Source organism: Kitasatospora sp. NPDC101176 (assembly GCF_044768035.1).
Classification (GTDB): domain Bacteria; phylum Actinomycetota; class Actinomycetes; order Streptomycetales; family Streptomycetaceae; genus Kitasatospora.
On sequence record NZ_JBIWPA010000022.1, the window covers coordinates 83,800 to 108,429 of the forward strand.

The window sequence follows — 24,630 nt, forward strand, 5'->3', positions numbered from 1 at the left end:
GAGGGGGGGGGGGGGGGGGGGGGGGGGGGGGGGGGGGGGGGGGGGGGTGGGGCGGGCGGGGGGGGGGGCGCCCCCCCCCGGCCCCCCCCCCCCCCCCCCCCGTCGTCCGCGTTCCCGGCTGCGTCCGCGTTCCCGGCTGCGTCCCCGCCGGTGCGCCGGCGGCCCGGCTCAGCCGCAGGAGCCGGCCGGGTCGACGCCGCGCTCGGGCCCTCGGTCCGCGTGCCGGGCACCCGGGATGTGCGGCAGCCGGGCCGCCGACACCACACCCTCCAGGTACCCGCGGGCCCGCTCCGTCCGGGGGTAGGCCTCCAGCAGGGCCCAGAACGCCGGGCCGTGGTCCGGCACCAGCAGGTGGGCGAGCTCGTGCAGCAGCACGTAGTCCAGCACGTACTCCGGCATGCCCTGGAGGCGGTGCGAGAGCCGGATGGTGCCCTCGCTGGGGGTGCAGGAGCCCCAGCGCGAGTTCTGGTTGGTGACCCAGCGGACCTGGGTGGGCCGGGCCCGGCCGTCCAGGTAGGCGGCCGAGAGCTCGCGGGCCCGGGCCGCCAGCGCGTCGTCCCCGGGGATCCGGCGGCTCTCCTGGGCGGCGAGCTTCTCCAGCATCTGCGCGACCCAGCGCTGCTCCTCGGCGTGCGACATCCGGGCCGGGATCAGGACGACGGTGCGGTCGCCCTCGCGGTAGGCGGAGACGGTGCGGCTGCGGCGGGCGCTGCGGCGCACCTCCACCCGGCCGCGGTCGTGCGGCTCCGGGGGTGCGCCCGCGACGGACGGGTGCTGCGGCTGTGCGGACCTCGGCTGCTGCTCGTCCGGCCGTCCACGCGTGCTCGGCGCCGCCACTTGCGACCCGGACGCTGCACGGGCACGCCGACGCGACGCCGATGGATGGGAGTCCCGCTCGGCTGCCATGGCACACGACGTTACCCGGAACCCCTGACAGAAGTCCGCTGCCGTGGCCGAAATGTTTCGTGGAGTGATCGGGAACGAAAGGCCGACGGCGGGTGTCCGGAAATCGACGCCGGAGGGGCCGGGCAGTTATCCACAGGGACTGCGAACAGCTGATGTGATCATGGGCCCGTGCCTGTGGATAACCCGGAGCACGATGTCGGCCCGGTGGGGCATGCTGCGGTCAGCCGTCCGGAATCGATCGGAGGGGAGCCGCCGTGCGCCTCCAGCTGAAGCCCGCCCTGTCCCGCAGCTGGCGGGACGCCGAGACCCTGCAGTTCGGGACCGTCACCCGCTACGCCGGCGTGCTCGGCCAGGCCGACAAGACCCTCTGCGACTTCCTCGCCCTGCTCGACGGGACGCGCGGGCGGGCCGAGCTGCTCGACGCCGGCGAGCGGATCGGTCTCGGCCGTGATCCCGCCGACGCCCTGTTGACCGACCTCGCCGAGACCGGCCTGCTGGACGACGCGGACGCCGCCGCGGCGGCCCTGGCCCGCTTCCCCCAACCCCACCGGGGCGTGCTCGGGCCCGACTTCTCCTCGCTCTCCCTGGTCCACTCCGGCCCGGGCGCGGCACCGGCCGTCCTGGCCCGGCGGGCCGACGCCCGGATCGAGGTCCGCGGCGCCGGGCGGGTCGGGGCCGCGGTGGCGGCCGTCCTCGCGGCCGGCGGCGCGGGCCGGGTCACCGTGGTGGACTCCGGGCGGGTCCGCCCGGAGGACTGCTCCCCGGCCGGGCTGCCGCCCGGGGACGTCGGGCGCCTGCGCACGACGGCCGCTCGGGAGGCGGTGCAGCGGGCGGCGGCCCGGCCCCCGGCTCCGGCGCCCCGGCGCGGCGAGCAGCCGCCCGACTTCGTCGTGCTCGCACCGCGGGACGGCAGCGCGGCGTTCGCCGGCGGGGCGTACGAGGCCCGCCTGCTGCTCCGGGCCGGGGTGCCGCACCTCTACGTCGGCGTGGTCGAGGAGTTCGGCGTGGTCGGGCCGCTGGTCCTGCCCGGGGTGTCGGCCTGCGGGCACTGCCTGGTGCTGCGCCGGGAGGACGAGGACGCGGCCTGGCCCCGGGTGCTCGCCCAGCTGGCCGACGGCGGGCCGGGGCGGGCGCACGCCCCGGCCTGCGACTCGGCGCTGGCCACGGCGGTGGCCGGCCTCGCCGCGCTGCACGTCCAGGTGCAGCTGGACGGCGGGCGGCCGCCGAGCGTGGACGGCTGGTGCGAGGTGTCGGCCGGCGACGGGATGCCCCGCCGGCTGCGGCTGCGCGGCCATCCGCACTGCGGGTGCCTGTGGCAGCCGCAGCCACCGCGATGAGGGCGCGGGCCGCCGGGCGCGCGGGCGGCGCCCGGACCCACCGGGTCCGCCGGGCGAGCTCCGGGCACGCCGAAGGCCGGCGCCCCGAAGGGGTACCGGCCTTCTCGGTGGGGGCGGGTCGTCCGCCGGTGTCAGGCGGCGTTCTCGGCGGGCTCACCGACGGCGGCCGCGTCCGCCTTGCGGTCCCGCATCACCAGGGTGGCCACCAGGGCCGCCGCCAGCACGCCGACGGCGCTGACCGTGAAGGTCGTCGACATCGCGGAGGTGAACGCCTCCCGGGCGGTCCGGATCAGCCCGGCGTCCCCGGCGGCCGTCGCCAGCGCCCCGCCGATGGAGTGCTTCGCCTCCTCCGGCAGCCCGGCCGGCATCTCGTCGGCGAAGCCGCTCGACAGCAGCGACCCCAGAATCGCGATGCCGAGCGCGGTGCCGGCCTGCTGGATGGTGTCGTTCAGCGCGGAGCCGACGCCCGCCTGCTCCGGCGGGATGGTACCCATCAGCGCACCGACCGCGGCCGGCATCGCCAGGCCGGCGCCGAGCCCGAGCAGCCCCAGGGCGACGGCCGGGACGGTGAAGCCGCCGTCCGCCGTGACGGTGGTCAGCAGGAGGAAGGAGGAGGCCATGACGAGCATGCCGGCCAGGATCAGCAGACGGTTGCCGATGGTGGCGGCGAGCTTGGCGCCGACCCCGTTGCCCAGCAGCGCGGCGACGGCCAGCGGGACGAAGGCGAGGCCCGCCTTGACCGGGGAGTACCCGAGCACGGACTGCAGGTACTGGGTGAGCACCAGCAGCAGGCCGCCGTTGCCGATCTGCACCAGGGTCAGCGACAGCGAGCCCCCGCTGAAGTTGCGGTGCCGGAAGAGGACCAGCGGCACCATCGGCGCGGAGGTGACGTTCTCCCAGACCGCGAACCCGCCGAGGGAGAGGACGGCGACGGCCAGGGTGACCAGGGCCTGACCGCCGAAGGCGCCGTGCTGCGGGATCTCGATGATCCACCAGACCAGTGCGGTCATGCCGACGGCGGAGAGCACCGCACCGAGCGGGTCGGGCTTCTGCCACGGGCCCTTGGACTCCGGCATCAGCAGCAGGCCCGCGAGGATCGCCAGCGCCACGACCGGGACGTTGATGAAGAAGATCGAGTGCCAGGAGAAGTGGTTGATCAGCACGCCGCCGAGGACGGGGCTGCCGACCAGCCCCAGCATCGCCACCGAGCTCCAGGCGGCCATCGCCTTGCTGCGCTCGTCCTCGTCGAAGACGGTGATGAGGATCGACAGGGTCGAGGGCATGATCAGCGAGCCGCCGACCCCCATCGCGACGCGTGCCGCGATGACCTCACCCGGGCTGGTGCAGAAGGTGGCCGCGAGCGATGCCGCACCGAACAGCAACAGCCCGGTGATCATGATCCTCCGGCGGCCGAACCGGTCGCCGAGGCTTCCGGAGGTCAGCAGCAGTCCGGCGAAGACCAGGACGTAGGAGTCGAGGATCCACTGGGTGTCCTGGGCACTGGCCCCCAGGTCGGCCGTCATCGAGGGCACCGCGACCGTCAGCGCCATGCTGTCGACCACCAGGACGAGCGAGCTCAGGCACAGCACGATCAGGATCCACCAGCGGTGCGGATTGCGGCCCCCGGCCACCTCTGACGCTGACATCTGCCACCCCTCCAGTCTGCGCACACCGTTCCCCCGGTGCGCACTCCGTCCCTGCGTTGCGAACACTGTACGCACAGCGGAACGGTGTGCGCAATAACCGACTGCTGTACGCTCAATGCGAACGCTGTACGCACCGAAGCAGAGAAGAGGGAGGGGTGCCGCCATGGCCGCCCGCACCAACCCGATCCCGTCCGTGTGGGCCCGTCCGCAGCGCGAGCCCGACCAGCCGGCGCTCAGCCGGGCCGGGATCGTCCGCGAGGCGATCGCCGTGCTGGACGCCGAGGGCATAGAGGCCCTGAGCATGCGCAAGCTCGCCACCCGGCTCAACGCCGGCGCCACCTCCCTCTACCGGCACGTGGCGACCAAGGACGAGCTGATGGAGCTCGCGGTGGACGAGGTCTTCGGCGAGATCGCCCTGCCGCCCGCCGAGAGCCCCGACTGGCGCGCCGCCGCCACCGACGCCGCCGGGGCGTTCCGGGCGACGGCACTGCGCCACCCCTGGCTGTCGGCCGTCCTCGGCCAGGCCGGCCTCGCCTACCTGGGCCCCAACCTGATGGCCTTCGGCGAGCGGATGGCCGTCCTCTTCACCTCGGCCGGCTTCCCCGAACCCTCCCGGGCGATCGACGCCGTCATCGCGTACGTCGTCGGTATGAGCACCACCGAGGCGGCCTGGCTCACCACCATCGCCCGCTCCGGCCAGAGCGAGGTCGACTTCATCGCCCGGCTGATGCCCGCCGCCCAGGAGGCCATCGCCGGCCTCGACCTCCTCCCGGAGGCCTACGCGGCCGCCGCGGCCGCCCCGGACCCGGCGGCCCTCCGTGACACCAAGTTCGCGTACGGCCTCGACGTGGTCCTGGACGGCCTCGCCCTCCGCCTGCCACGCTGACCACCGCCACGCCGACCGCCGCCACGGTGGCCGGCCCGGCCGGTCGGACCCGGCCGGCGTGCGGCACTCCCCGCTCCGCGCCGACGAAATTCCGCCGGGGGCGGGTCGGGGAGCGGGCACAATGGCCTAGTGATGGTGGGCCGTCCGATGTCGGGGGGCCAGGGATTGGAGGCCCGGGTGAGCGATCTTCCGCGCAAGGCAGTGACCCGCACGGCACGGCTCGCCGCCCTGCCCCTGGGGATAGCCGGTCGCGCCACGCTCGGACTCGGCAGGCGCATCGGCGGCCGCTCGGCCGAGGTGGTCACGGCCGAGCTGCAGCAGGCCACCGCCGACCAGCTGTTCAAGGTCCTGGGTGAACTCAAGGGCGGAGCCATGAAGTTCGGACAGGTGCTGTCCGTCTTCGAGGCCGCACTGCCCGAGGAGGTCGCCGGGCCGTACCGGGCCGCGCTCACCAAACTGCAGGACGCCGCTCCCCCGATGCCCGCCGCCAAGGTCCACACCGCGCTGGCCCAGCGGCTCGGCGAGGACTGGCGCGGGCTCTTCCAGGAGTTCGACGACCGGCCGGCGGCCGCCGCCTCGATCGGGCAGGTGCACCGGGCGGTCTGGCACGACGGGCGCCCGGTCGCCGTCAAGGTGCAGTACCCCGGCGCCGGGGACGCCCTGCTGGCGGACCTGACGCAACTGAGCCGGGTGGCCTGGCTGGTGGGGCCGCTGATCCCCGGGCTGGACATCAAGCCGCTGATCACCGAGCTGCGCGAGCGGGTGTCGGAGGAGCTGGACTACGAGCTGGAGGCGCAGGCCCAGCGCCTGCACGCCGAGGAGTTCGCCGACGACCCGGACATCGTGGTGCCCGGTGTGGTGGCACAGGCGGACCAGGTGCTGGTCACCGAGTGGATGGACGGCACCCCGCTGGCCGAGGTGATCGCCGACGGCACCCAGGAGGAGCGTGACCGCGCCGGGCAGCTGCTGGCCCGGTTCCTGTTCGCCGGCCCGTCCCGGACGGGTCTGCTGCACGCGGACCCGCACCCGGGCAACTTCCGGCTGCTGAAGGATGACGGCCCGGCGTCGGGCTGGCGGCTGGGGGTGCTGGACTTCGGCACGGTGGACCGGCTGCCGGGCGGGCTGCCCGCGCCGATCGGGGCGTCGCTGCGGATGGCCCTGGCGGGCGACGCCGCGGGCGTGCTGACGATGCTGCGCGAGGAGGGCTTCGTCAAGCCGTCGATCGAGCTGGACCCGGACGCGGTGCTGGACTACCTGCTGCCGATCATCGAGCCGGCCGCCGTGGACGACTTCCACTTCACCCGGGCCTGGATGCGCGCCCAGGCCGCCAGGATCGCCGATCCCCGCTCGCCCGCCTACAACCTGGGCAAGCAGCTGAACCTCCCGCCGGCGTACCTGCTGATCCACCGGGTCACGCTGAGCACGATCGGGGTGCTCTGCCAGCTGGGCGCCAAGGCCCCGTTCCGGGCGGAGATGCTGCAGTGGCTCCCCCGGTTCGCCGACGAGGGGGCGCCCCCCGCCGCCGCGCCCCGCACGTCCGGCGCCCGCGCCCGACTCGGCAAGGACTGACCCGGGCCAGGCGCGCGAGGGCGCGCTCCGGACCCGGACCCCCGACGACCGCAGGCCGCCCCCCATCACGGGGGGCGGCCTGCGGCACGACGGGGGTGGGGCGGCACCGGGCGTCCCCGGGCGGCCTCGACGACACCGGCGCGATTACATCAGCGCGACGGCGAGGGCCTTGCGGGCCCGCAGCGAGGCGCGCTCGGCCCGCTGCTTGAGCCTGCGGGCCCGGGCGACCCGGGTGACGAGGCGTTGGTGCTCGGCCTCGTGCAGGCGCTCCTGCATATGGGCCCGGGCCAGGGATTCGTGGAGGAGTTGCATCTCGAGGGTCCTGTTCTGGATCTGAAGTTCAGTGGTCTGCTCGGAGCGGATGGTCGGATCGATGGCGGCGGCGGTCATGTGGTGGTCCTGCTCGGGGTGCGTGCTCGGGAAGTGGGCGGGTCGGACTGCGTCGGCCTTGGCGGCGGCGATGCGGACGGAGCGGCGGAGGGAGGTTTCCGACAGGGGCTGCTCTCCCCGGCGGACGGCCCTGGCACCGTGTTCGCGGTTCACGCCATGACCTCGGTCTTGCGCGGACGGCCACGCGGCCGCTTGCGGGCCACGACGACACCCTGGACGAAGAGCTCGCCACCCCAGACGCCCCACGGCTCGCGCCGCTCGAGCGCACCGGTCAGACAGACGTCCTTGACCGGGCAGGTGCCGCAGAGGGACTTCGCGTACTCGACGTCGGCGGGCGTCTCGGCGAAGAAGACCTCGGGGTCGAAGGCGCGGCAGGGGATGGGGAGACCGAGAGCCTCGGCCTGCTCGATGGAGCTGAGCTGCATGGAAGGAACCTCCGGGGGGTCGGCCTGGTCGGCCTTGGTGATCTGGCTTGTCGGCGGTACGGACGGGATGGGCGGCGTGATGACCGTGGACACTGTGGGCGTCTTCCTCGTCTTCTCAGTGGTTCCGGCCCGGATGACTGGTGGTCTGGGCCGGAGGCCCCGGGGGGCCTGGGTGGTCTTGCGTACCGGACAAAACAGAAGGGCCGCGGATCCCGGTGTGACGGGTTCCGCGGCCCTGGAGGTGCCGACCTGAAGCTTGCTCAGGTTCGTTCTCTCCAGGGTTCAGGCCCGCGGAAGGCCCGCATCCGGATGGCCTCGGCGCCCGTGAGGGCGGCCAGGGCCAGGTTGATCTGCTGCTCGTTCTGCTTCTGGGTGTTTCCGGCACCGATGACCTGCGCATAGCCGCCATGCATGGCGGCGGCTACGGCTGCCTTCGGTGCCTGGATCGGTCGCTCGTCGCGCGGGGAGCGCGGCGTGCCGACCGAGGCCCAGTCGCGGGACAGACCGGTCTCGACGGAGGTGCCTTCGGCGCCCCTGCCGCCCGCGACGCAGAGATCAGTGTGGCCAAGCCCACTGACAGCGGGGACGACGGAGGCACCGGTGGTGTCGAGACCCAGACCGGTTCCACCGAGCTCGGCGAGCGCCCGCAGACGGGCGGCACGCAGGGAGGCAGCGACAACGGTCTGGCCAGTCATTTTGGTGATCATGATGTTTCCCACTGTCTTCGCCTCCTCTCGGCGTCTCGCGGAGCCCGGTTCCCCAGGCTCCGAATGTTCGGATGTCTGTCTCGGTGAAACTGTTGCGTGTGGGGGGATTCGGCACAGGTGTCACCCCGTGCGACCGCGTCCCCTTGACCGCTCCGGCAGGCTATTGCGCTCCCGGCACGCGGCGCAAACTATTTTTCGCGGCGGGTTGCGAAGTCCCCCGAGCAGTCCCCTCGACCGCGCCCGGACCGGCTCACGCCGGATCGACCGGCTCGCCGTCCCCGACGCCGTCCGGATCCTCCTCGGGCTCCTCCCCCGCACACAACGAGAGCACGGCCGCCCCGTACTTGTCCAGCTTCATCGCACCGACCCCGGAGATCGCGGCCAGCTCCTGGCGGCTGGCCGGGACGTCCTCGGCGATCGCCATCAGCGTCGCGTCCGTGAACACCACGTAGGCCGGCGCGCCCTGCTTCCTGGCCTGCCCGGCGCGCCAGTCGCGCAGCCGCTCGTACAGCGCCTCGTCCATGGTGGACGGGCAGCTCTCGCAGCGGCGCAGCTTGCGCTCGACCGCCTCGGTCAGCACCCGGTCGCAGACCCGGCACTTGACCGGCCCGCGGACCCGCCGACCGGCGGAGCGCTCGCCGGGCTCGACGCCCCCGCGCCCGCCACGCCCGCCGGTGCGCGCGCCGGGGGCGCTGGAGCCGGGGCGCAGCCCGTCGAGGAAGCGGCTGGGCTTGCGGCTGGCCCGGCCGCCCGGGGAGCGGCTGAGGGCCCAGGAGAGCGAGAGGTGCCGGCGGGCGCGGGTGACGCCGACGTAGAGGAGTCGGCGCTCCTCCTCGACCTGCTCGTCGGTCTTGGCGTAGATGATCGGCAGGGTGCCCTCGGTGAGCCCGACCAGGAAGACCGCGTCCCACTCGAGGCCCTTGGCGGCGTGCAGCGAGGCGAGGGTGACGCCCTCGACGGCGGGCGCGTGCTGGGCGGCGGCGCGGGCGTCGAGCTCGGCGACGTAGGCCGCGAGGTCGGCGTCCTGGCCGGCGGCGGCCCTGGTCCGCTCGAACTCCTCGGCGAGCCGGACGAGGGCGGCGAGGGACTCCCAGCGGTCGCGGACGGCGCCGGAGCCGGCCGGCGGCTCGGCGGTGAAGCCGCGGCTGGCCAGCACGGCGCGGACCTGCCCGGCGAGGTCGGGGGCGCCGGCGGTGAGCGGGTCGGCGGCGGCCCGGGCGGCGCCGCGCAGCAGGACGCCGGCGTCGCGGACCTCGGGGCGTTCGAAGAACCGCTCGGCGCCCTTGAGCTGGTAGGGGACGCCGAGGTCGGCGAGGGCCTGCTCGTAGACCTCGGACTGGCCGTTGGTGCGGAACAGGACGGCGACCTCGCTGGCCCGCACGCCGGCGGCGAGCAGGTCCTTGATCCGGCGGGCGGTGGTCTCGGCCTCGGTGGGCTCGTCCTCGTACTCGGTGTAGACCGGTTCGGGGCCGGCCTCGCGCTGGGAGACGAGTTCGAGCCGGTGCCGGGCGGCCTCCCCGCGGGCCTGGGAGAGCAGGCCGTTGGCGAGGTGGACGACCTGCGGGGTGGAGCGGTAGTCGCGGACGAGCTTCACGACGGTGGCCCCGGGGTGCCGGCCGCGGAAGCCGAGCAGGTAGTCGGGGGTGGCGCCGGTGAAGGAGTAGATGGTCTGGCTGGCGTCACCGACGACGCAGAGGCTGGCGCCGCCGCCGGGGCCGGTCCACTGGTCGAGCAGGCGCTGCTGGAGCGGGGAGACGTCCTGGTACTCGTCGACGGTGAAGTGCCGGTACTGGGCGCGGACCTGGTCGGCGATGTCGGGGCGGTCCTCCAGGATGGCCGCGGTGAGCAGCAGGACGTCCTCGAAGTCGATGACGCCGCGGCGGCTCTTGGCCTCCTCGTAGACGCGGTAGACCTGGGCGGTCTCGGCCGGGTCGCGCGGGGCCTCGCGGCCGGACTTCTGGACGGCGGCCGGGTAGTCGTCGGGGCCGGTCTGGGTGACCTTGGCCCATTCGATCTCGGCGGTGAGGTCGCGCAGTTCGGTGCGCTGGACGCGCAGCCCGCAGCGGCCGGCGGACTCGGCGACGAGCTGGACCTTGCGTTCGAGCAGCTGGGGCACCGGGCCGCCGACGGCGCGCGGCCAGAAGTACTGGAGCTGGCGCAGGGCGGCGGCGTGGAAGGTGCGGGCCTGGACGCCGTCCGCTCCGAGCTCGCGCAGGCGGCCGCGCATCTCGCCGGCGGCGCGGGCGGTGAAGGTGACGGCGAGCACCTGCTGGGGCTGGTAGACGCCGCTGCGCACGCCGTAGGCGATCCGGTGGGTGATGGCCCGGGTCTTGCCGGTGCCGGCCCCGGCCAGCACGCAGACGGGGCCCTGCAGGGCGGTGGCGACGGCGCGCTGCTCGGGGTCGAGCCCGGCGAGCACGGCGTCGGGGCCCGTGGCGGCCCCGGGGTCGGCCCAGGGGGAGCCGTGGGGGCCGTCGGACGGGCTGCCGCTCAAGAGGTCTTCCTGCATGCGTTCCATCCTCTCAGCCCGGTGGGACAACGGTGGCGGGGTTGTCCACAGGGCCGGTGCGATCGGAGGATGATCGCTCCGCAGTGCGGTCGACAGGGTGTCGGAATGCCCGCCGCCCGGTGGACGTTCGGTCCAGAGACCGTACGCACCCCCCTTCCGAAGGAGTCCCCTCGATGTCCGGCACCGTGACGATGTACAGCACGACCTGGTGTGGTTACTGCAACCGGCTCAAGAGCCAGCTGGACCGTGAAGGCATCGGCTACACCGAGATCAACATCGAGGAGGACCCGGCGTCGGCGTCCTTCGTCGAGTCCGTGAACAACGGCAACCAGACGGTCCCGACGGTGCTGGTGAAGCCGGCCGGCGGCGGCGAGCAGGTCGTCATGACCAACCCGAGCCTGCTGCAGGTCAAGAAGGCCCTGGCGGCCTGAGCCGGCCCGGACGGCCGGGCCGGCGCGCGTCACGGCGCGTCGGCCCGGGCGGGGTCGACGGGTGCGGCGGGCGCCGGCAGGATGACCCGCGCGCCGAGGTCGCCGACGCCGTAGACGAGCCGGCTGCGGTCGGCCGAGTACCGGGTCTCGATGACCCGGACGGGCCCGCGCCGGTCGTAGGTGACGCGCGTCTGCACCACCAGGGGCACACCGGGGCCGCCCTGGAACCACTGGGCCTCCTCGGGGCCGGGCATCCGGGCGACCAGGTGGTCGACGGCGCCGATCTCGGTGCGGCCGAGCCCCTCGAGGACGGCCTCGTCGCCGCCCTCGACCGGGTCCGGCTCCATCAGCGGGGTGCCGGCGGCGAGCCCGGCGCGGTAGTGGCTCTCCTCGATCGAGTAGGGCTCGCGGTCGAGCAGCCGCAGCTGGCGGCGGACCACGATGGCCTCGCCGGGGCGCAGCCCGAGCCGCTCGGCGATGTCGACCCGGGCCCGGACGATCATCATCTCGAAGTCGGTGGTGAGCTCGCGGCCGGCCTCGGCGGCCTCGCCGAGGTAGACGGCGGAGGGCAGGGCCAGGCAGTCGCGGGCGGCCGGGGCGAGCGTCGGCCCGTACGCGCGGTGGTCCAGGACGGGGTGCTCCCGCAGGTAGGTGCCCTTGCCCTGGAGGCGGACCAGGCGGCCCTCGTTGACCAGGACGTCGACCGCGAGCCGGACGGTGTTGCGGGCGACTCCGTACTGGCGCTCCAGTTCGCTCTCGACCGGCAGGGCGGCGTCGGCGGTGAACTCGCCCTCGGCGATCCGGCGGCGCAGGTCGGCGGCGAGTCGCTGGTATTTGGGGGATTGGGCGGTGCCCCGGGGGATTGTCACCCGAGTGAATCTAGCGAGCGCGGTGACGCGTTTTCAGCCGTTTCCGGCAATGTCGTCCGCCCGGGTGGGGCCCGCACGCCGGGCGGCACCGGGCGGTAGCAGAACTGGCCCGTCCGACTACGAACATCCGCTCGTGTCGGAATCGGGAAGGGATTGCAAAGACGAATGGGGGCGCGCGGCATAAGCCACGCGCCCCCATTTGGCCGGAATTACCAGCGCGCCGACGACGGCAGCGGTTCGCCGTACCAGAGTTCCACCAGGTGGCGGGCGATCGAGATCCCGGACGGCGGCAGGATCTCCCCCGCCGCCATCCCGGCCCGCAGCTCCTCGCGGGAGAACCAGCGCGCCTCGGCCAGCTCCTCGCCGTCCACGGTGATCGCCGTGCCGTCCGGCAGCGCCCGGCCGGTGAAGCCGAGCATCAGGCTGGACGGGAACGGCCAGGGCTGGCTGGCCACGTAGTGCACCTCGCCGACCCGGACGCCGGCCTCCTCCTGCACCTCGCGCACCACGGCCTGCTCGATCGACTCCCCCGGCTCGACGAACCCGGCCAGGGTCGACCAGCGGCCCTCCGGCCACAGCGCCTGGCGGCCGAGCAGACAGCGGTCCTGCTCGTCGGTGATCACCATGATCACCGCCGGGTCGGTGCGCGGGTAGTGCTCGGCCGCGCAGGAGGTGCAGCGCCGCACGTGCCCGGCGCCGGCCTTCTCCGTCGGGTGCCCGCAGCGGGAGCAGAAGCTGTGCAGCCGGTGCCAGTGCTCCAGCGCCACGGCGTGCACCAGCAGTCCGGCGTCCCGGTCCGACAGCAGCGCGCCGACCTCGCGCAGCCCGGCCGGGCGGGCGTCGCCGTCCAGCCGGCCGGGCAGGCTCTCGCCGGCCAGTGCGAAGTAGGAGACGCCGTCCTCGTCGGTGCCGAGGAAGTACCGGTCCCCGGTCTGCGGCGCCTCGAAGGAGGGCAGCAGCACGAGCTCGGTGCCCTGCGCGGTGTCGACGACGAACGCCTCGCCGCCGGCGATGGGCAGCACCCGGGTCGCCGGGTGGCTCCAGGCCGCCGCCAGCCAGGGCTCGTCGAACCGGTGCTCGGCCGCCCGGTCCACTCCGGCCCGGGCCAGTGCCAGGGGCAGCCGGGGTTCGGTCTCAGGCACGGTGCTCACTTCGTTCCATCCCCACGTGGTGAATCATCCGGATGAGTGATCTGCCGGCCGTGGCGCGCCCGGAGGCCGCCCGCGCCGGGACCGGGCCGGCGTGCCCCGGCGTGACGGGCACGCCGGGTCGCCCGTCCCGTGGTGCGCTCACGCGCCGGGCCGGAAGTTCTCGGCCAGGTCGCCCCACAGGTACGCGGCGGTCTCCACGCCCTTGGCGAGCAGGTCCAGCTCGACCTTCTCGTTGATCGAGTGCCAGCCGTCCGAGGGCACCGAGATGCCGAGGAACAGCACCGGCGCACCGAGCACGTCCTGCAGGTCCGCGGCGGGGCCGGAGCCGCCCTCGCGGGTGAAGAGGATCCGCTGCCCGAAGGCCCGGCCCATCGCCCGGACGGTGGACTGCAGCGCCGGGTGGTCCAGCGGGGTCAGGCAGGCCCGGGTCGCACCCGGGAAGACCAGCTCGTGGCGGATGCCCTCGGGCACCCGCTCGGCCACCCACGCGCGGACGGCCTCCCGGACCTTCTCCACCTCCTGCCCTGCGACCAGCCGGAAGGAGAGCTTGAGGTGCGCCGAGGACGGCACGATGGTCTTGCCGCCGGGGCCGGTGTAGCCGCCCCACAGGCCGTTGACCTCGGCGGTCGGACGGGCCCAGACCCGCTCCAGGGTGGTGTAGCCGGCCTCGCCGCGGGTGCCGTACGACTTCGCGACCCGCAGCCACTGCTCCTCGTCGAAGGGCAGCTCGGCGAAGAGCTCGCGCTCGCGCTCCGTCAGCTCGACCACACCGTCGTAGAAGCCCGGGACGGCCACCCGGCGGTCGGCGTCGTGCAGGCCGGCGGCCAGCTCCGCGGCGACCTCGGCCGGGTTGGGCACCGCACCGCCGAAGGAACCGGAGTGGATGTCGGCGTCCGGGCCGTACAGGTCGATCTGGGCGTCGGCCAGGCCGCGCATGCCGGTGCAGACGGTCGGCGTGGTCTCGGACCACATGCCGGTGTCCGAGATGACGACCACGTCGGCGGCCAGCCGCTCGGCCTCCCGCCGGACCAGGTCGGCGAAGTGCGGCGAGCCGGACTCCTCCTCGCCCTCGATCAGCAGCTTGAGGTTGACGGCCGGCGCGGTGCGGCCGGTGGCCTCCAGGTGGGCGCGCAGGCCCAGGGTGTGGAAGAACACCTGGCCCTTGTCGTCGGCCGCACCGCGGGCGAACAGCCGCCCGTCGACCACGGTCGGGGTGAACGGCTCGGTGTCCCAGCCGTCCTCCCTGGCGGCCGGCTGCACGTCGTGGTGCCCGTAGACCAGGACGGTCGGGGCGGAGTCGTCCCCGGAGGGCCACTCGGCGAACACCGCCGGCAGGCCGTCGGTCTCCCACACCTCGGCCACCGGGAAGCCGGTGTCGCGCAGCTTGGCGGCCAGCCACTCGGCGGAGCGCCGCACGTCGCCGGCCCGGGCCGGGTCGGCGGAGACCGAGGGGATGGTCAGCCACTCGGAGAGGTCCGCGAGGAATTCGGACCAGTGCTGGTCGATGAAGGAGCGGACGACGCTGTCCGGGGTTCTCGTCATACGGACGACTTTAGTTCGCCCGTGCGGGTGCCCGCCCCGGCCGTCCGGCTGCCGGGCGCCGCGGGAGCTGTAACATCCGTCACCCCCGGCCGCCGCCGAGGGCTGCCGGGGGTGACGGGGCGACGCGCGGGCCTCAGCCGGAGCGGCGCAGCAGCGAGATCCGCGAACGGGTGAGCAGCGCCGCCAGCCCGGCCGCGAGCAGCGGCAGCACCACCACGGTGACGGTGATGGTGGGCCACGGGAAGACCACGATCCCCTGGTTCGCGACCGCCTCGGGGCTCATCCCGGGATAGCTGTGCGCGGCGGCCTCGACCTTGCGCAGGGCCACCCCGGGCACGACCCCGGAGACGATGCCCAGCAGGGTGCCCATCGCCGCGATGATCCCGCACTGGAAGCCCGACAGCGAGCGCCGGATCCGGGGCTCGGCGCCGACCGCCGCGAGGGTGGTCAGGTCGCGCTGGGAGTCGGCGGCGGCGAGACCGGTGGCGATGCCAGCCGCGCCCAGGGCGACGATGGCGGCGAAGACCGACAGTCCCAGGCCGATCAGCCCGGTCTTGGACTGGTAGCCGCGCTCGACCGTGAGGCCCTGCTGGTCGGTGAGCCTGGACAGCGCGCCGTTGGCCTTCTGCTCGGCGCCGTCCGAGGGGACGGCGTCGGGCAGCCAGACCGACCCGGCCGGGGAGGTGGTGAGGCCGAGGCGCGCGGCGGTCTGCGGGCTGATCACGGCCTGGCCGGCGCCCGGGATCGCGGCCGGTGCGAGGACGGCGTCGACGGCGACCTCGGTGCGCTTGGGCCGGGTCCTGACCGAGCCGTCGGCGGCCTCGTCCGAGGGCTCGTTGAGCTCGACGACGACCTTGCCGTCCTTGATGTAGCGGGCGTCGAAGACCACCGCCCGCCCCGCGGCGAGGGCCTCGCCGGCGGCCGGGGCGGTGACGCCGTAGAGGTTGCGCAGCAGGGTGGCGTCGCCGGCGGAGAGGTCGCCGAAGTGGCTGGCGCGGCGGCCGCCCGTCTGGCAGCGCGGGTCGGAGCGGACGATGCGCTCGATCTCCTCCGGGTCGCGCTGGTCGTCGCCCTCGTAGGCGGGGCAGCGCAGGTCCTTGGGCAGTTCGATCCGGGCGTAGCCGCAGCTGTTCCCGTCGGAGCAGTCGCCCTTGTAGTTGATCCGCAGGACGTCGGCGCGCTGGCCGAGGCCGGGGATGTTGCGCTCGACGGCGTCGCGCATCTGCGGCAGCAGCTTCTCCTGGCCGTTGGAGGCGTACCCGCCGCCGAGCATGACGGCGCCCGAGGGGCCGGAGGCCACGTACTCGCGGCGGCCCTGCTCCTCGTAGCTGGCGAGGTAGACGCCGACCGCGACCGACCCGGCGACGGCGGCCATCACGGCGGCGACGGCGGGAGCCGTCCGGCCGCGGTGACGCACCGAGTCGCGCAGGGCGAGCCGGGGGCCGAGCGAGAGCCAGCGTCCGAGCTTCCCGAACAGCCCGACCAGGTAGGGGGTGAGGGCGACCATGCCGAGCTCGGCGATCACGGAGCCGCCGAGGACGGCCAGGCTCCGGCTGGCGAAGCCGCTGGTGGCGCCGAGCAGGGCGAGCGCCGCACCGCCGGCGACCATCAGCAGGCCGAGGACGGCGAGCTTGCGGTTCGGCGGCTTGAGCGAGTCACGCCCGGTGAGGGCGGCGACGACGTCCTGGCGGGAGGCCTGGACGGCGGGGACGACGGCGGCGAGCAGGCCGGTGACCAGGCCGACCAGGAGCACGCCGACGAGGTCGAGCGGCTGCAGGTCGAAGTGGCCGAAGCGGCTGCCCGAGTACTCCTCGGCCTGGGTGCGCAGCAGGGCGACCAGGCCGACGCCGAGGGCGAGGCCGACCACGGCGCCGGTGACGCCGAGGACGACGCCGCCGCCGAGCACGACGGCCCGGACCTGCGCCCGGTCACCGCCGCCGGCGGCGAGCAGGCCGAGCTGCCGCCGGGAGCGCCTGGCCCCGACGGCGAAGGCGGGGCCCGCGAGCAGCACGATCTCCAGCAGGGCCATGCCGACCACGGTGGCGAGCATGACGACGGAGGTCCGGTCGAAGTAGGAGGTCTCGGTGACCCGCTGCTTGTCGGCCTGGGTGTAGTAGGGCACGTCGGCGCGGGCCGGCGGGTCGAGCAGGACGGCCCGCGAGGCGAGGGTGAAGCCGTAGCCGCCCAGCTCGGTGACCTTGGGCCAGTCGAGGACCGCCCCGGCCGGGAGCTCGACCAGCCAGCGGGTGGGCGCGCCGGTGCCGGCGCTGCGGCTCTGGACGGCGCCGGGGAGCTTGGCGAGCGGGTCGATCAGGGTGCCGGGCCGGGCGATGATCTCGGTGGCGGTGAGCTCGCCCGGGTACTCGTAGACACCGGTGATGGTGAACGGCGTGGCCTCCAGGCCGCGGACGGTGGTCCGGTCCCCGACCTTGAGGCCGGAGCGGGCGAGGAACGCCGTGGTCACCGCGACCTCACCGTCCCGTTCGGGGGCGCGGCCCTTGACCCGGTCGAGCCGGCCGCGCCACACCGGGTCGGTCAGGTCGGCCTCGGTGGTCTGGGTGCTGAGCAGCCCCTCGGCGCTGCTGGCGGAGGTGTAGGGCCCCTGCCGCTCGGGCACGAGGGTGGCGCCGGCCGGGAGCAGCTGCTTGGCCAGGTCGGCCGGTTCGGTGTCCAGGCTGCGGCGCTGGGCCGGGGTGTACTGCGGGGGCGCGCCCTTCTTGGCGTCGTCCTTGGGGTTCTGGACGTACACGCCCGTGTCGGGGTCGGGCGCCTGCAGGACGGTGGAGCCGCGTTCGATCATCTGGAGCTCGCCGGCGGACTGCCCCATGATCCGCACGACGCGTTCGCCCGGGTCGAGCTCGGCGCTGCGGAACACCACGTCGGCGCCCGCGACGCCGAGGACCGGCAGCGCGACCATGGCGATGACGAGGGCGCTGCGGCCCTTGGCGCGCAGCGCGTCACGGCGGGCGATGCGCAGGGCGACCCGCCAGGCGCTGAGCTTCACTCGTCCACCTTCAGGCTGTTGGTGGCGGCGGTGACGAGCAGGCTGGCGGCGTCCTGGCTGGCGCTCTCGTCGACCATCCGGCCGTCCCGCAGGAAGACGACGCGGTCGGCCCAGGCCGCGTGCCGGGCCTCGTGGGTGACCATCATGGCGGCGGCGCCGGCGTCGCAGCGGGCGCGCAGCACGGCGAGGACGGCCTCGCCGGTGGTGGAGTCGAGGGCGCCGGTGGGTTCGTCGGCGAGGACGAGGCGGCGGTCGCCGATCAGGGCGCGGGCGATGGCGACGCGCTGCTGCTGGCCGCCGGACATGTCGTCGGGGAAGCGGTCGGCGAGCTCGGGGATGCCGAGCTCTTCCAGGGCGGCGTGCGCCTCGCGGCGGGCGGCGCGGGCGGAGAGGCCGTCGAGTTCGCGGGGCAGCGAGATGTTCTCCGCGGCGGTGAGCGCCGGGATCAGGTTGTAGTCCTGGAAGACGTAGCCGACGGCGCGGCGACGGACCTGGGCGAGCCGCTTGCGGGTGAGTCCGCCGAGGGCGACGCCCTCGACGAGGACCTGGCCGCTGCTGGGGCTGTCCAGGCCGCCGGCCAGGGTGAGCAGGGTCGACTTTCCGGAGCCGGACGGGCCCATGACGGCGACGAACTCGCCGGGGTGGACCTTCAGGTCGATGCCGCGCAGCGCCTGCACCTCCGCGGCGCCCTGTCCGTGGACGCGGGTGACGTTCTCCAGGTGCAGCACCGGTGTGTGCCGGGTCGGGTCCGAGTGGGACACGATTCCCCCCTTGCTGGTCGTGGGCTCGGTGTCGGGGCCGAGCCGGTGGTTCCTTGTGGCCGGGCTCAGGTCCTTGAGCGGCGGCGGCCGGGTGCGGTGGCGGTGGCCCCGCCGTCGCGGGCGGCCTCGGCGGCGCGGGCCTGCAGGGTCTGCGCGTGCTGGGCGAGCCGGGTCTCGCAGTGGTCGAGCCAGCGGATCTCCGCCTCGGTCTGGAAGATCAGCTGGTCGAGGACGAGCAGCCAGGCGAGGTCGTTGCCCTCGGTGGGCACCGCACCCGGCCGGCCCTTCTCCCCCGGCGCGGCGCCGCCGGCCAGGGCGCGGCCCTTGAGCCGGGTGTAGTCCTGCAGCGCCTTGATGCTGTGCCGGCGCTGGCCCTGGACGACGGCGCCGACGTCCACGCCCGGGACGGTGACGGCCATGGCGAGCTTGATCGCCAGCTCGTCGCGCGGGGGGTTGGTCCGGGGCACCGGGGTGTCGAACCAGGCCCGCAGTTCGGCGCGTCCCGCATCGGTGACGGCGTAGAACTGGTGCCCCTCCTCGTCCTCCCCCGCGGACTCGACCAGGCCGTCGCGCTCCAGGCGGGACAGCGTGGTGTAGACCTGCCCGACGTTGAGGGGCCAGGTGGCGCCGGTGCGCGCCTCGAACTCGGTGCGCAGTTGGTAGCCGTAGCGCGGGCCCTGGTCGAGCAGGGCGAGCAGACCGTGACGGATGGACATACCGAGTATGTATACCCGGTATGCCCCACCGGCTCAAGCCGCCCCCTCCCCCGTCGAGCGGGTACCGTCGTGCGGTGTGAGCCAGTTGCGCATCGCCACCTTCAACCTGTTGCACGGTCAGCCGCTCGCCCCCGACGGCGCCCCTCGGCCCTACCCGGCCGACGCCGGCGGCCCGCTGGCGGACGCGGTGGCCGCCCTCGACGCCGACGTGCTCGCCCTGCAGGAGGTGGACCGCCACCAGTCCCGCTCCGGCGGGACCGACCAGACCGCGGTGGCCGCCAAGGCCATGGGCGCCGCCGACTGGCGCTTCGCCGCCGCCCTGCACGGCCGGCCCGCACCGGTGGCCGGCTGGGTGCCGGAGCCGTCCGTGCCCGGCGGCCTGCGGGTCTACGGCCCCGGCGACGTCGGCGACGGCGCCCCTCCGTCCTACGGCACCGCGCTGCTGACCCGGCTGCCGGTGCGGCACTGGCGGGCCCGCCGGTTCGCCCCGGCACCGTTCGGGCTGCCCCTGCGGGTGGCCGGTCGGCGCGGACTCACCCCCGTGCCGGACGAACCGCGGGCGGCGCTGGCCGCGGTGCTCGAGGGCGACCGCGGGCCGTTCACCGTGGTCGCCGCGCACCTCTCCTTCGTCCCCGGGTGGAACATGGCGCAACTGGCCGGCATCCGGCGCTGGATCGCCGACCTGCCGCAGCCCTACCTGGTGCTCGGCGACTTCAACCTGGTCGGCGCGGTGCCGCGCACCGTCCTCGGCGGCGCGACCGCGCTGGAGCGCACCGCGCCGCGCGCCCGGGTGCGCGAACTGCGGGCGGCCCGGCGGGCGCGGCCCGCCCTGGCCGAGCCGCGCCGGCGCCGGGTGCGCGAACCCCGGGCCCGGCTGCAGGGCTGGTACGACCTGGCCCGCACGCCCACCTACCCCTCGCACCGGCCCGCGGTGCAGTTCGACCACGTGCTGGCGGTCGGCGTGCCGCGCACGGCCGTCGGCCCGGCCGCGGCACCGCGCGCGGCCGTCTCCGACCACCGGCCGCTGCTGGTGGAGGTCTCGCTCTAGGAAGCGGACGGGCCTACGTCCGGTGGGCCAGGACTCCGTTCTGGTGGGGCAGTTGGGCGCCCTGGACGGACGGGGGCTCGTACTGGAGGAGCAGCATCGCCGCGTCGTCGCCGAGCTGGCGGCCGACGTGGCGGACCACGTCCTCGTGCAGGCGCTGCAGGACCTCGGCCGGGCGGCCGTCGGCGCAGCGCGGGAGGCGCTCGGCGAGCGGGTAGAAGGCGCCCGAGCGGTCCCGGGCCTCGATCACCCCGTCGGTGAACAGCAGCACGCGGTCGCCGGAACGCAGCGGCACCCGGTGCACCGGCGGACGGACGTCGGCGGGGTCGAGGACCCCCAGCGGCGGGACGGTCTCGGCGAGTTCGAGCGGCCTGACCTCCCCGCCGCGCAGCAGCAGCGGGGCGGGGTGGCCGCAGTTGACGAGCTCCGCGGTGCCGTCCGGCCCGACGCCGATCAGCACCAGGGTGACGAACTCCTCCTCCACGCCCGGGTGGTCGTTCTCGTGCAGGGCCCGGTCGAGGCTGACGGCCAGCCAGCCGGCCACCCGGTCCAGCGCGCCCTCCTGGTGGGCGGCCTCACGGAAGGCGCCCAGCACCGCGGCGGCCGTCTCGACCGCGCCGAGGCCCTTGCCGCGGACGTCGCCGACCACGGCCCGCACGCCGTGGCGGGTGTTGACCACCTCGTACAGGTCGCCGCCGATCCTGGCGTGCGCGGCGGCGGCCTCGTAGTGGACGGCCGCCCGGACGGTGCCGACCCGCTCGGGGACGGGCCGCAGCAGCACCCGGCGGGCGATCGAGGCGACGAGCTGGGCGTCGGCCAGCGCCCGCTCCTGGCGCAGCCGCAGGGTCGCGCTGACCCAGCCGATGGTGGCGACCAGCAGGATCGCGAAGACGCTGGCGGCGTGCACGGACTGGTCGAGCGCGTCGCTGCGCAGGGCCATCAGGAAGGCCACGGTCTCGGTGCACAGACCGATGGCGAGCGGGTACCAGGTGCGGCGGCTGACCACGGCGGCCAGCGCGGGGACGGCGGTGAGGGCCGGTTCGACCGTCACCTCGGTGTTGCTGACGTAGTCGAGGGCGACGATCAGCGCCATGCCGAGGAAGGGCAGCGCGAGCGCCGTCCTCGGCCAGGTGCCGGTCGCGCCCGGAGCGGGTCCCGGGGTCGGCCCGGTGAACCGCTCTCTGATCCATCCGGTCGCGCTCAACGTCGATCTCTCCAGCAGAAGACGCCGATGCCCTGGGGCACCTGCGGTGATGACTGAGGGTTAGGGAATGCGGGCCTCGCTGGCGGCCGGAGCACGGGGGTTGACCGGTTACCGACCCCACAATAGGCGCGAAACGTGCATGACGCACAGGTTTCGGGCGTTGCCGTGATGACTTGGATGCTCTGCGTGACTCATTATTCACTGTTCCCGATCAGGAGCCGTTCCAACTCTTTTCGGTCGGGAAGTCCTGTCGGGCGGACGATCCGCCCGCTGCGGACGTACAGGAACGAAGCCGTGACCTGCTCGGGCGGAACGCCCGCCTGCTCCGCCCAGGCGATCCGGTACACCGCGAGCTGCAACGGATCGGCGGTCTCCTCGCGGTGGGTCTTCCAGTCCACCACTTCGTAGCGTGACGCACCACCGGATTCCGACTCCCCGTCACCGTCCCGGTAGACCGCGTCGATCCGGCCGCGCACCACCCGCCCCCCGAGCACCAGGTGGAACGGCGCCTCCACCCGGTGCGGCCGGCGCTGGGCGTACGGGGTGCGCAGGAACGCCTCCTTGAGCCGCTCCAGGTCCTGCTCGTCCTCGATCCCGTCGTCGTCCGCACCGGGCAGCGCGCCCGGCTCGATCAGCATCAGCGGCTCGATCCGGGACTGCAGCCAGGCGTGGAAGCGGGTGCCGCGCCGGGCGGCCGGCTGCGGCGGGCGCGGCATCGGCCGCGCCAGGTCGCGGGCGAAGCCGTCCGGGTCGGCGGCCAGCCGCAGGAGCTGGGTGGCCGACAGCGCGGCGGGCAGCGGAACGTCGCGGGCGGTGCGCCGGGAGCGCTCCAACTCGCCCAGCAGGGAGGTGAGGTCGCGGTCCCAGGAGGCCAACTGACGCTGGTCCTCGACGGCCATCGGCTCGACGGGCACCGGCTCGGCCCCGAGCCCGGCCACCCGGGCGCGGACCACCGCGGCGACCCGGCGGCGGGCGTGCTGGGCGGCCGGGTCCAGCGGCAGCGGCCACGGGCGGTCCACCACCGCGGCCAGCGCCGGGTTCTCGGCCCCCTTCTCCGGCTGCTCGGCCCAGCACTCCACCTCGCCGGCGCCGGGCAGCTCGCAGTGCTCGCGCAGCTTCTCCAGGAAGGCGGACGGACCGCGGACGGTCTTCTGGCTCGGGCCCCACCAGTGCCCGGAGGCCAGCAGCAGGGCGCGCGGGCGGGTGAAAGCGACGTAGCCCAGGCGCAGTTCCTCGATCCCGGCGTGCTCGGCCAGCTGCTGCCGGAAGGCCGTCATCGACTTGCCGTTCCAGCCGCCGCGCACGTCCGGCAGGGTGGCCGCGTCGCCGCGCAGGGCGTGCGGGAGCACCCGCTTGGTGCTGGTCCAGCGCTCGCGCGGGCTGCCGGAGGGGAACGCGCCCTTCACCAGCCCGGGGACGGCGACCACGTCCCACTCCAGGCCCTTGGACTTGTGCGCGGTGAGCACCTTCACGGTGTCCTCGCCGCCGGGCAGGCTGCTGTCCAGGCCGCGCTCGTACTCCTGGGCAGCGCGTAGGAAGGCGAGGAAGGCGGCCAGGCCCGGGTCCCCGTCGAGGTCGGCGAAGGAGGCGGCGACGTCCAGGAAGGCGTGCAGGGTCTCCCGCCGCCGGGCGGCCAGCGCCAGCGGGGAGGCGGCGAGCTCGACCTCCAGGCCGGTGACGGTCAGCACCCGGTGCAGCACGTCCATCAGCGGGTCGGCGAGCGAGCGGCGCAGGTCGCGCAGCTCCTGGGCGAGGCGGGCCAGGCGGACCCGGGCCTCGGCGGAGAAGGGGAGCTCGTCGGGCTGGTCCGCGTCGAGGAAGGTCTCCACCGCGTCGGCCAGCGACACCACCTCGGTGGGGTCGGCCTCGGCGACGGCCGCCGTCAGCGCCTCCACGCCCTCCGGCCGGTCGGTGCGCACCAGCTCGGCGGCGCGGCGCCCGAGCAGCGCGAGGTCGCGCGGGCCGATCCGCCAGCGCGGACCGATCAGCAGCCGCACCAGCGCGGCGTTGGCGGTCGGGTCCTGGAGCACCTCGCAGACCGCCACCAGGTCGGCCACCTCGGGCAGTTGCAGCAGTCCGCCCAGGCCCACCACCTCGACCGGGACCTCCCGGGCGACCAGCGCCGCGTGGATGTCCGGGAAGGCCGCGCCGCCCCGGCAGAGCACCGCGATCCGGCCCGGCGCGGTGCCGGTGCGCACCAGGTGGGCGATCGAGTCGGCGAGCCAGTCGACCTCCTCGGCGTGCGTGGGCAGCAGCGCGGCCCGCACGTAACCCTCCTGCTCGGCGCCGGGCGCCGGGCGCAGCGCCTCGACGCCCTCGTGCATGGCCCGCAGCGGGGCGGCGAGCTCGTTGGCGAAGGCGAGCAGGCGCCCGCCGCTGCGGCGGTTCTCGCTGAGCGCGTAGCGGGCGGCGGGCCCGCCGGTGGCCCGCGGGAAGTGCCGGGGGAACTCGTCGAGGTTGGCGACCGAGGCACCGCGCCAGCCGTAGATCGCCTGGCAGGGGTCGCCGACGGCGGTGACGGGGTGCCCGCCGCCCCGGCCGTCGGGGCCCGCGCCGAAGAGGCCGGCGAGCATCAGCCGCTGGGCGACCGAGGTGTCCTGGTACTCGTCGAGCAGCACGACCCGGAACTGGCCGCGCAGCAGCTCGCCGACCTCGGCCCGGTCCTGGGCGAGCCGGGCGGCGGCGGCTATCTGGTCGCCGAAGTCCATCAGCCCGGCGGCCCGCTTGCGCCGCCGGTACTCCTCGACCAGGCGCAGCAGCTCCAGCCGGGCCCGTGCGGTGGCCGGGACGGCCCGCAGGTCGTCGTTGGTCAGCTTGACGGTGGCGAGGGCGTCCAGCAGCTCCTCGTCGTGGGTGCGCAGGGCGGCCGGCTCGACCAGGTGCTCGGCGAGCTCGCCGTCCAGCGCGATCAGGTCGGCGACCAGGTTGGCGAAGGTGCCGGTCAGTGCGGGGAACGGGCCGCGGGCGGTGCGCAGCACCTTGGCGGCGAGCTGGAAGCGGGTGGCGTCGGCCAGCAGCCGCACGTCCGGCTCGATGCCGATGCGCAGGCCGTGCTCCTTGAGCAATCGGCCCGCGAAGGCGTGGTAGGTCGAGATCTCCGGTTCGCCGAGCGACTCGGCGTCGTCCTGGTCGGCGCCCCTCCCCCAGCCCTCGGCCGGGGGGAGCCCGAGCCCGCAGACCCGCAGCGCGGTGCGCACGCGTTCGGCGAGCTCCCCGGCGGCCTTGTTGGTGAAGGTGAGGCCGAGGACCTCCTCGGGCCGCACGGCGCCGGAGCCGACCAGCCAGACCACCCGGGCGGCCATCACCGTGGTCTTGCCGGAGCCGGCGCCGGCCACGATCACGGCCGGCTCCAGGGGTGCGCCGATGGCCGCCATCTGCTCCCGGTTGAACGGGATGCCCAGCAGCTCCTTGAGCTGGTCGGGATGGCTGAGCACGGCTGTCACCCCGCAACGTTAACGGGCCGGGCCGACACTCCGGACGCCCGGCCGGAGTGACCCTGGCTACTCCGGCCCCCGCACCCGGGCCCGGCGCC

General features: G+C 74.9%; 19 protein-coding genes. 5 read left to right on the forward strand and 14 right to left on the reverse strand.

Annotation, left to right across the window (positions count from 1 at the left end; all coding sequences use genetic code 11):
* Nucleotides 1-168: 168 nt before the first annotated feature.
* Entirely contained in the window at nucleotides 169-837 is a 669-nt protein-coding gene (locus ACIRS1_RS26475; RefSeq protein WP_402844138.1) for a M48 family metallopeptidase, read from the reverse strand.
* A 323-nt stretch (nucleotides 838-1,160) separates the two neighbouring features.
* Here ACIRS1_RS26475 and ACIRS1_RS26480 point away from each other — a divergent pair, with 323 nt between their 5' ends.
* Nucleotides 1,161-2,243: a ThiF family adenylyltransferase gene (locus tag ACIRS1_RS26480; protein ID WP_402844140.1), complete on the forward strand. Its 1,083-nt coding sequence runs from the start codon at nucleotides 1,161-1,163 to the stop codon at nucleotides 2,241-2,243.
* A 131-nt stretch (nucleotides 2,244-2,374) separates the two neighbouring features.
* Here the strand turns inward: ACIRS1_RS26480 and ACIRS1_RS26485 are convergent, their stop codons facing one another.
* The gene (locus tag ACIRS1_RS26485) at nucleotides 2,375-3,889 is read right to left on the reverse strand and encodes an MFS transporter (protein ID WP_402844143.1); all 1,515 of its coding nucleotides are present in this window, start codon (nucleotides 3,887-3,889) and stop codon (nucleotides 2,375-2,377) included.
* Between the two features lie 163 nt (nucleotides 3,890-4,052).
* Between ACIRS1_RS26485 and ACIRS1_RS26490 the strand changes: the two genes are divergently transcribed.
* Both ACIRS1_RS26490 and ACIRS1_RS26495 read left to right on the forward strand, forming a co-directional pair.
* Nucleotides 4,053-4,775 carry a TetR/AcrR family transcriptional regulator gene (locus ACIRS1_RS26490; RefSeq protein WP_402844146.1) on the forward strand — a complete coding sequence of 241 codons (723 nt, stop codon included), beginning with the start codon at nucleotides 4,053-4,055 and terminating at the stop codon, nucleotides 4,773-4,775.
* 177 nt (nucleotides 4,776-4,952) lie between these two features.
* Nucleotides 4,953-6,344 (forward strand): ABC1 kinase family protein, encoded by a 1,392-nt coding sequence (locus ACIRS1_RS26495; protein WP_402844149.1) that lies wholly within the window; start codon nucleotides 4,953-4,955, stop codon nucleotides 6,342-6,344.
* 144 nt (nucleotides 6,345-6,488) lie between these two features.
* On the opposite strand, the gene ACIRS1_RS26500 is transcribed toward ACIRS1_RS26495, so the two are convergent.
* The 4 genes from ACIRS1_RS26500 to ACIRS1_RS26515 all read right to left on the reverse strand — a co-directional run bounded on the left by ACIRS1_RS26500 (nucleotide 6,489) and on the right by ACIRS1_RS26515 (nucleotide 10,384).
* On the reverse strand, nucleotides 6,489-6,734 hold the full coding sequence (locus ACIRS1_RS26500) for a hypothetical protein (RefSeq protein ID WP_402844236.1): 246 nt from the start codon (nucleotides 6,732-6,734) through the stop codon (nucleotides 6,489-6,491).
* A gap of 149 nt (nucleotides 6,735-6,883) precedes the next feature.
* Nucleotides 6,884-7,252 carry a WhiB family transcriptional regulator gene (locus tag ACIRS1_RS26505; RefSeq protein ID WP_387904367.1) on the reverse strand — a complete coding sequence of 123 codons (369 nt, stop codon included), beginning with the start codon at nucleotides 7,250-7,252 and terminating at the stop codon, nucleotides 6,884-6,886.
* Between the two features lie 167 nt (nucleotides 7,253-7,419).
* A complete protein-coding gene (locus ACIRS1_RS26510; protein WP_402844152.1) occupies nucleotides 7,420-7,866 on the reverse strand; it encodes a hypothetical protein in 447 nt (148 codons plus the stop codon).
* A gap of 250 nt (nucleotides 7,867-8,116) precedes the next feature.
* Nucleotides 8,117-10,384 carry an ATP-dependent DNA helicase UvrD2 gene (locus ACIRS1_RS26515; RefSeq protein WP_387904372.1) on the reverse strand — a complete coding sequence of 756 codons (2,268 nt, stop codon included), beginning with the start codon at nucleotides 10,382-10,384 and terminating at the stop codon, nucleotides 8,117-8,119.
* 164 nt (nucleotides 10,385-10,548) lie between these two features.
* Here ACIRS1_RS26515 and ACIRS1_RS26520 point away from each other — a divergent pair, with 164 nt between their 5' ends.
* Nucleotides 10,549-10,806 (forward strand): mycoredoxin, encoded by a 258-nt coding sequence (locus tag ACIRS1_RS26520; RefSeq protein ID WP_360213881.1) that lies wholly within the window; start codon nucleotides 10,549-10,551, stop codon nucleotides 10,804-10,806.
* 29 nt (nucleotides 10,807-10,835) lie between these two features.
* Here the strand turns inward: ACIRS1_RS26520 and ACIRS1_RS26525 are convergent, their stop codons facing one another.
* From ACIRS1_RS26525 to ACIRS1_RS26550, 6 genes are all read right to left on the reverse strand, one after another.
* On the reverse strand, nucleotides 10,836-11,675 hold the full coding sequence (locus ACIRS1_RS26525; RefSeq protein WP_402844156.1) for a GntR family transcriptional regulator: 840 nt from the start codon (nucleotides 11,673-11,675) through the stop codon (nucleotides 10,836-10,838).
* Between the two features lie 209 nt (nucleotides 11,676-11,884).
* Entirely contained in the window at nucleotides 11,885-12,826 is a 942-nt protein-coding gene (gene nudC, locus ACIRS1_RS26530) for an NAD(+) diphosphatase (RefSeq protein ID WP_360213877.1), read from the reverse strand.
* 138 nt (nucleotides 12,827-12,964) lie between these two features.
* Nucleotides 12,965-14,368: a dipeptidase gene (locus ACIRS1_RS26535; RefSeq protein ID WP_360213875.1), complete on the reverse strand. Its 1,404-nt coding sequence runs from the start codon at nucleotides 14,366-14,368 to the stop codon at nucleotides 12,965-12,967.
* A gap of 133 nt (nucleotides 14,369-14,501) precedes the next feature.
* Entirely contained in the window at nucleotides 14,502-17,372 is a 2,871-nt protein-coding gene (locus tag ACIRS1_RS26540) for an FtsX-like permease family protein (protein ID WP_402844160.1), read from the reverse strand.
* The gene (locus ACIRS1_RS26545; protein WP_360213871.1) at nucleotides 17,369-18,133 is read right to left on the reverse strand and encodes an ABC transporter ATP-binding protein; all 765 of its coding nucleotides are present in this window, start codon (nucleotides 18,131-18,133) and stop codon (nucleotides 17,369-17,371) included. Before ACIRS1_RS26545 ends, ACIRS1_RS26540 begins: the two co-directional genes overlap by 4 nt.
* A gap of 65 nt (nucleotides 18,134-18,198) precedes the next feature.
* Nucleotides 18,199-18,849: a PadR family transcriptional regulator gene (locus ACIRS1_RS26550; protein ID WP_360213869.1), complete on the reverse strand. Its 651-nt coding sequence runs from the start codon at nucleotides 18,847-18,849 to the stop codon at nucleotides 18,199-18,201.
* A gap of 76 nt (nucleotides 18,850-18,925) precedes the next feature.
* Between ACIRS1_RS26550 and ACIRS1_RS26555 the strand changes: the two genes are divergently transcribed.
* Nucleotides 18,926-19,897, forward strand: coding sequence for an endonuclease/exonuclease/phosphatase family protein (locus tag ACIRS1_RS26555; RefSeq protein WP_402844164.1), 972 nt, complete (start codon nucleotides 18,926-18,928; stop codon nucleotides 19,895-19,897).
* Between the two features lie 13 nt (nucleotides 19,898-19,910).
* Here ACIRS1_RS26555 and ACIRS1_RS26560 read toward each other — a convergent pair whose 3' ends face one another.
* Nucleotides 19,911-21,098: a PP2C family protein-serine/threonine phosphatase gene (locus tag ACIRS1_RS26560; protein ID WP_402844167.1), complete on the reverse strand. Its 1,188-nt coding sequence runs from the start codon at nucleotides 21,096-21,098 to the stop codon at nucleotides 19,911-19,913.
* Between the two features lie 194 nt (nucleotides 21,099-21,292).
* A complete protein-coding gene (locus ACIRS1_RS26565; RefSeq protein WP_360213863.1) occupies nucleotides 21,293-24,541 on the reverse strand; it encodes an ATP-dependent DNA helicase in 3,249 nt (1,082 codons plus the stop codon).
* Nucleotides 24,542-24,630 lie beyond the last annotated feature (89 nt).

Bases quoted from the DNA above. Each gene is read 5' to 3' on its own strand.
- ACIRS1_RS26485 (WP_402844143.1), bottom strand. From the start codon at position 3,889: ATGTCAGCGTCAGAGGTGGCCGGGGGCCGCAATCCGCACCGCTGGTGG.
- ACIRS1_RS26490 (WP_402844146.1), top strand. From the start codon at position 4,053: ATGGCCGCCCGCACCAACCCGATCCCGTCCGTGTGGGCCCGTCCGCAG.
- ACIRS1_RS26500 (WP_402844236.1), bottom strand. From the start codon at position 6,734: ATGACCGCCGCCGCCATCGATCCGACCATCCGCTCCGAGCAGACCACT.
- ACIRS1_RS26510 (WP_402844152.1), bottom strand. From the start codon at position 7,866: ATGATCACCAAAATGACTGGCCAGACCGTTGTCGCTGCCTCCCTGCGT.
- ACIRS1_RS26515 (WP_387904372.1), bottom strand. From the start codon at position 10,384: ATGGAACGCATGCAGGAAGACCTCTTGAGCGGCAGCCCGTCCGACGGC.
- ACIRS1_RS26520 (WP_360213881.1), top strand. From the start codon at position 10,549: ATGTCCGGCACCGTGACGATGTACAGCACGACCTGGTGTGGTTACTGC.
- ACIRS1_RS26535 (WP_360213875.1), bottom strand. From the start codon at position 14,368: ATGACGAGAACCCCGGACAGCGTCGTCCGCTCCTTCATCGACCAGCAC.
- ACIRS1_RS26550 (WP_360213869.1), bottom strand. From the start codon at position 18,849: ATGTCCATCCGTCACGGTCTGCTCGCCCTGCTCGACCAGGGCCCGCGC.